Source organism: Micromonospora sp. KC721, assembly GCF_004348355.1.
In the GTDB taxonomy this organism is placed as follows: Bacteria; Actinomycetota; Actinomycetes; order Mycobacteriales; family Micromonosporaceae; genus Micromonospora.
The window spans coordinates 1-2,972 of record NZ_SMJY01000343.1; the positions used below are offsets into that span (position 1 = coordinate 1).

Below are 2,972 nucleotides of genomic sequence, written 5' to 3' on the forward strand. Positions count from 1 at the left end.
GGGTGGGTCTCGGCGGCAGCCGCCGGACCGGTGTCGACCGGATCCGCGGCGTCCGGGACGCCGACCGGATCACCCGGGCCGACCCGGCCGGCCGGGACCGGCGTCATCGGCTGGTCCAGGGTGAACGGTAGATCGAGGTCCACCCGGGGGGTCTGCCCCGGGGGCACGCGCTGCCCGGGTGCGGCGTCCCCCGTCGGCCCGGCACCGTCCGGGCGCGGCCGGGACTGCTCCGGCCCGTGCTGCTCGGGCAGGGCGACCGGCACCGTCGGCTCGGCCTGCAGCGACGGCCAGTCCCCGTCCGGCGGCGGCGGGGCCCAGGCGGCGGTCGCCGGCGGCCGGCCCACCTCGGCGGTCAGCGACGGGTACAGCGTCGAGGTCGGGCCGCCCCGGGCCGGGGCGGGATCGGTCGCTTCCGACGGCCAGAGCGGTTCGATGTCCCGTTCCGGCACCGGCTGCTGGCCGGGCAGTCGCGCTCGGTCGGCGTTCTCGTCCACCACGGTTCCTCCCCATTCCTCCTGCCGAGGATAGGCCGTCCCGTTCTGGTGACGGAGGGTAGCGGAGTGCCGGTCGGGGTCAGTTCGTCCAGACCGCCCAGGCACCCGGCTCGATCCACCAGGATCGTTTCCGGCTCAGCTCGCCCGCGACACCGTCGTCGAGGAAGGGAACCCGCTCGTCCCGTGGCACGACCGCCACGGCCCGGCCCCGGGCCCGGCGGACCTCGAACCGGACCTTCCTCCTGCCCAACGCGGAGCGGGTGACCACGGGAACGGCCACCGCGACCTCCAGGACGCCGTCGGTTGGGTCCGGCCCGGCGAGCAGGGGCAGTCCGTCCAGGATCGCGTACCCGCCAGCGTTGCCGACCGCGCAGGCCAGGATCGGGTCGTCGCCGGCGGAGAGCACCGCGTCGTCCACCTCCACCCGGCCGCGCCAGTGCAGCGGGCGGCCCGCCTCGTCGGCCGCGCCCAGCAGCGCGCCGTCCAGGGTCACCGAGCCGGCGTCGTTGCGCAGCAGGTCCAACCGGCGGGCCGTGCCGTCCAGCACCGCGTCGGCCACCGCCGCCGGGTCGCGCGGCAGCCCGAGCTGCGCGGCGAGATCGTGCCGGCCGCCGGCGCGGGCCGGGTCGAGCGGAAGGACACCAACCGGCGGCAGGTCCGGCACGGTGCGGTGCTCGGCCAGGTCCGCCGGGCGGCGGCTGGGTGGTGGGGCGTACCGGCGGACCAGCCGGCGCAGCACGGCGCGCAACTGAGCGTCACTGGCCGTAGCGACGACCAGTCGGGTCTTGGTGTCAGGGTCGGGCCAGGTGAGGCCGTCGGGGCGCGGCGGGGCGTCCAACCGGGCCAGCACCTCGTCGATCTCGGCATCGGACCGGGCGGTCACCGTCGTCACCCGGGCACCCCGGGCCGTCAACGCGTCCGCGCAGGTCAACACCGGTACGCGCGGCGTCTCGCAGCGTTCCTCGCGCGATGCCGGGGCAGCCTCGTCGGCGCCGCCGCAGCAGGCTCCGCCGCTGCCGCAGCCCCCACCGGGAGCGTCCCGCTCCGAGCCGAGGGTGAGCAGCACCACGTCGTACACGAAGGAGCCTCCTGCTTCTCGACGAACCCCTGCCGGTTTCGCCGTCACTACTTGTTAGCCTGACACCCCGGGCTCGCTGACCGGTCGCCGCCTGGCACCCGAGCCTTCTGGAGGCGAAGAAGATGCCAGCGATCGTGCTCATCGGCGCTCAGTGGGGCGACGAGGGCAAGGGCAAGGTTACCGACCTGCTGGGTGAGCGGGTCGACTACGTGGTGCGCTACTCCGGCGGCAACAACGCCGGGCACACGGTGATCACCCCGGACGGGCAGAAGTACGCGCTGCACCTGATGCCGTCCGGCGCACTGTCGCCGAGCGCGATGATCGTCATCGGCAACGGTGTGGTCGTCGACCCGAAGGTGCTGCTGGCCGAGATCGACGGCCTCGCCGAGCGGGGTGTGGACGTCTCCCGCCTGCGCATCTCCGGCGACGCGCACCTGATCATGCCGCACCACCGGGCGCTGGACCGGGTGGTCGAGCGGTACCTGGGCAGCGCGCGGATCGGCACCACCGGCCGGGGCATCGGCCCCGCGTACGGCGACAAGGTCGCCCGGATGGGCATCCGGCTGCAGGACTTGCTCGACCCGGGCATCCTGCGCAAGAAGCTGGAGCTGGCGCTGCGCGAGAAGAACCAGCTGCTGTTCAAGATCTACAACCGCAAGGCGATCGACGTCGACGCGACGCTCGAGGAGTACCTGGGGTACGCGGAGCGGCTCAAGCCGTACATCGCGGAGACCCGGGTCATGCTCTGGGACGCGCTCGACCGGGGCGAGACGGTGCTGCTGGAGGGTGCGCAGGCCACCATGCTCGACATGGATCACGGCACGTACCCCTTCGTGACCTCGTCGAACCCGACGGCCGGCGGGGCCTGCGTGGGCGCGGGCATCCCGCCGACCGCGATCAGCCGGGTGATCGCGGTCAGCAAGGCGTACACCACGCGGGTGGGCAGCGGCCCGTTCCCGACCGAGCTGTTCGACGACAACGGCCAGCATCTGCGCAAGATCGGCCACGAGTACGGCACCACCACCGGCCGGGAGCGGCGCTGCGGTTGGTTCGACGCCGTCGTCGCCCGGTACGCCTGCCGCCTGAACGGTGTCACGGATCTGGTGGTCACCAAGCTGGACGTGCTCACCGGCCTGGCGAAGGTGCCGATCTGCGTCGGGTACGAGATCAACGGTGAGCGCTTCGACGACATGCCGATGACGCAGACCGACTTCCACCACGCGAAGCCGATCTACGAGGAGCTCGACGGCTGGTGGGAGGACATCTCCAAGGCCCGGACCGAGGACGAGCTCCCGGAGAACGCCCGCCGCTACATCGCGCGCGTCGAGGAACTCACCGGCACCCGGGTCAGCGTGGTCGGCGTAGGCCCCGGCCGGGAAGAGAACGTCCAACGCCACCCC

At 73.3% G+C, this 2,972-nt stretch carries 2 protein-coding genes and 1 pseudogene; 1 reads left to right on the forward strand and 2 read right to left on the reverse strand.

The genetic code is table 11. From position 1 onward, the window contains the following. A pseudogene (locus E1182_RS30025) lies at window positions 1-497 on the reverse strand (hypothetical protein); the annotation flags it as partial. Window positions 498-573: 76 nt separating this feature from the next. Further along, the gene (locus E1182_RS30030; RefSeq protein WP_132271111.1) at window positions 574-1,572 is read right to left on the reverse strand and encodes a hypothetical protein; all 999 of its coding nucleotides are present in this window, start codon (window positions 1,570-1,572) and stop codon (window positions 574-576) included. Between the two features lie 122 nt (window positions 1,573-1,694). Here E1182_RS30030 and E1182_RS30035 point away from each other — a divergent pair. Next, a partial coding sequence (locus E1182_RS30035) for an adenylosuccinate synthase (protein ID WP_132271112.1) occupies window positions 1,695-2,972 on the forward strand: 1,278 nt, incomplete at its 3' end.